Annotated in this window: 3 protein-coding genes; 2 read left to right on the top strand and 1 reads right to left on the bottom strand. The window is 59.3% G+C overall.

Annotated features, from left to right (window positions below):
- Positions 1-85 precede the first annotated feature (85 nt).
- Positions 86-481, top strand: coding sequence for a hypothetical protein (locus ACVBEQ_RS27980; RefSeq protein ID WP_447156717.1), 396 nt, complete (start codon positions 86-88; stop codon positions 479-481).
- 189 nt (positions 482-670) lie between these two features.
- On the opposite strand, the gene ACVBEQ_RS27975 is transcribed toward ACVBEQ_RS27980, so the two are convergent.
- Positions 671-985: a hypothetical protein gene (locus ACVBEQ_RS27975; protein ID WP_447156716.1), complete on the bottom strand. Its 315-nt coding sequence runs from the start codon at positions 983-985 to the stop codon at positions 671-673.
- A gap of 1,110 nt (positions 986-2,095) precedes the next feature.
- On the opposite strand from ACVBEQ_RS27975, the gene ACVBEQ_RS27970 reads away from it, so the two are divergent.
- A partial coding sequence (locus ACVBEQ_RS27970; protein WP_447156715.1) for a hypothetical protein occupies positions 2,096-2,363 on the top strand: 268 nt, incomplete at its 3' end.

The following is a 2,363-nucleotide window of genomic DNA, read 5'->3' as shown; positions in this document are numbered from 1 at the left end:
CTCGCAACCGCGGCGTGACAGTCCAAACCCACGAGTCAACTGAATTGGGGGCAGATCCCTCCCGCACGGAAGCCGACGCGATAAGGTGGCAGTTCTGCTCGCGGGCAGTCCCGGTCGGCGCGATATTCCGGCTGATTTACTGAACCTCGGCGCCCAAACTTGGCGCGACCAAGCGTTGTTCGAGGATTGGTGCCACTTGTACAAACTCCCCGTCCCGTCCGGATCGAAAAGTTGGTTTTTTCGTTTCGCCAGGGCCCGCGACCTGTGGGCGATCGATGCTGGTTACGCCACCCGCACCCCCAAGGGCCAGCCCCGCGTGGATCATCGACGACTAATCGAATTAGGCATTCCTTGGGCAGGGGCTCTTACAATGGCACTGGCCGATGCCGAAGAGCGGGCCGACGACCCCGATGCGTTCAGGGCCAGTTGCTGCTTAGCTCCCTACGGCCACCAGAAGGACTACTACTACTATACCGGTTAACGGCCATCGCGATAGCTGATCGAAATAGCTGCCCGTCCGGTGTTGCTTCAACACCCAGGCGGCACGCGGTCTGTGCGTGGACTGCAAATGTCGAGATACGCATGACTGCGGTACGAAGGACGTGGGCCGTAGCGATAGCGACCTGGTCGAGCAGGTACCAGGTCAGGCAGGCGGCTCGTGGCAGCGGTTTCAATTGCCCAGTTCGGACGATTGCAAGTTCTGAACATCCCCCGAAGGCACCGTTAGTCGACCCCGGTGAGAGATCTCATACTGATAGAATTTGCGCCCTAAAGGAACTTCAGAAACTGCGAAGAGGAAAGTGCATACATCTCCATCGCCCAAGACGCCAGCCTCTAGATTGCCAACAGCCAGAATCTCATCACCATCATAGACGGTGACGGACGTACCTTCTTTGATGTCAGAATATCCTTGATACCCAAAACAATCTTTAGAGCCGACTGGCCAATCGATGGCGTCTCTGGGCATGGATAGTTCACCGCTCATGGTGAACGATGATTCCTCCGCCGAAGCCTCACCCGGCTCATTTTTTGAGGACGAACCGCATCCAGTCAGGACTAAGCACAACGCGATAGTAGCTGCCACTAACCTCTTGAATGCATTCCTAGCCTGATGAGTTCGCTCTGCGGCAGTGCCCCCGGCTGTACGCACGCAATAATCGTCGCGAACTCGGCGGTATGAACCGTGCGCGAACGTATGAGGTCGATAGAGCATATACTCCCCCAGAAGATGCTCAGCCAGCCACCCAGCTAACCAAGCGCAGATCGACGCCTCAGAGAGAACCAGGCGCCTTACGTCCAGTGTGTGTCGCCATGCGCGACCGCGATAGCCCCGATGGGATGACAGTCTCACTCCAAAGGACGGGATTCGCCGCTACACCACTGCGGCTCCACAGCGATCGCCCGCACGGGGACCCGCTCCGAATGTCATATTTGCTTGAGAGCTGCCGAAACTTCACTACCAGCGCCACCCGCCGTGGGCGTCGCAGTAGTTGTGTCGGGGGCTACGTGGACGAGAGATAGGGGCCACGGATCGTCTTGTGCTTTGTCTTTGTCCGAACGATCACGTCTCTTTCACTGCGGCCGCTATCTATCAACGCACAGATGTATACCGCGCAGCCAGCGGTTCGCAGTATGGACCTCTGAGAACTCAATCCAAAGCACATTCTGAACGATGAAGCACTCGGCTATCATCGCGCGGGTTGCACGGGCATAGCTGTACGCGGACTTTCGCCACTCCGGTCCGTTCCTTGGCTCCTGCCGTCGCGCCACGTGCGTTCGACTCACACTGGACTGCAGTAACGCGGCCTAGTGACACCACCCGGTGAGGGTGGGTCGGGCAGGTGGCTAAGCGTCGCCGGACACGTCGACTTGGATGTCACTACGGGCGTATGTTTGCCCGAACGAGTGAGGCGAGCACCCATACGTCCGGTTCGCTCCAACTCGATGCGACGATGCTGCCATGGGGAAAAAAGTCGGGCAAGGTCTAGTGGCCGCCGCAGTTCTTGGAGTGATCCTGGCGAGCTGTAGCGGACCTGGGGAGCCGATTGTTGGGCCGACGGACGCGTCAGCGACCCTGACGGCGACGGGTGGCACGGTGGCGAGCCCTTCGGTGTTGGCATCTCAATCCTCCATTTCCGCTGCGGCAGCGGCCTCGGCGTCCGCTGTGGAGTCCATTCGCTTGGCAGCGGCGAAAGCGGCCGACGACAAGCAAGCAGCGGAGAAGGCAGCGGCGGACAAAGCAGCCGCAGACAAAGCAGCAGCCGACAAGAAGGCAGTGGCAGACAAGAAGGCGGCAGACAAAAAGGCGGCCGACAAGGCAGCAGCCGATAAAGCGGCCGCCGACAAGGCAGCAGCCGATAAAG

It is taken from the genome of Nakamurella sp. GG22, from assembly GCF_052976845.2.
The sequence above is the reverse complement of the archived record's forward strand: the minus strand, read 5'-3'. Positions and strand labels throughout refer to the sequence as shown.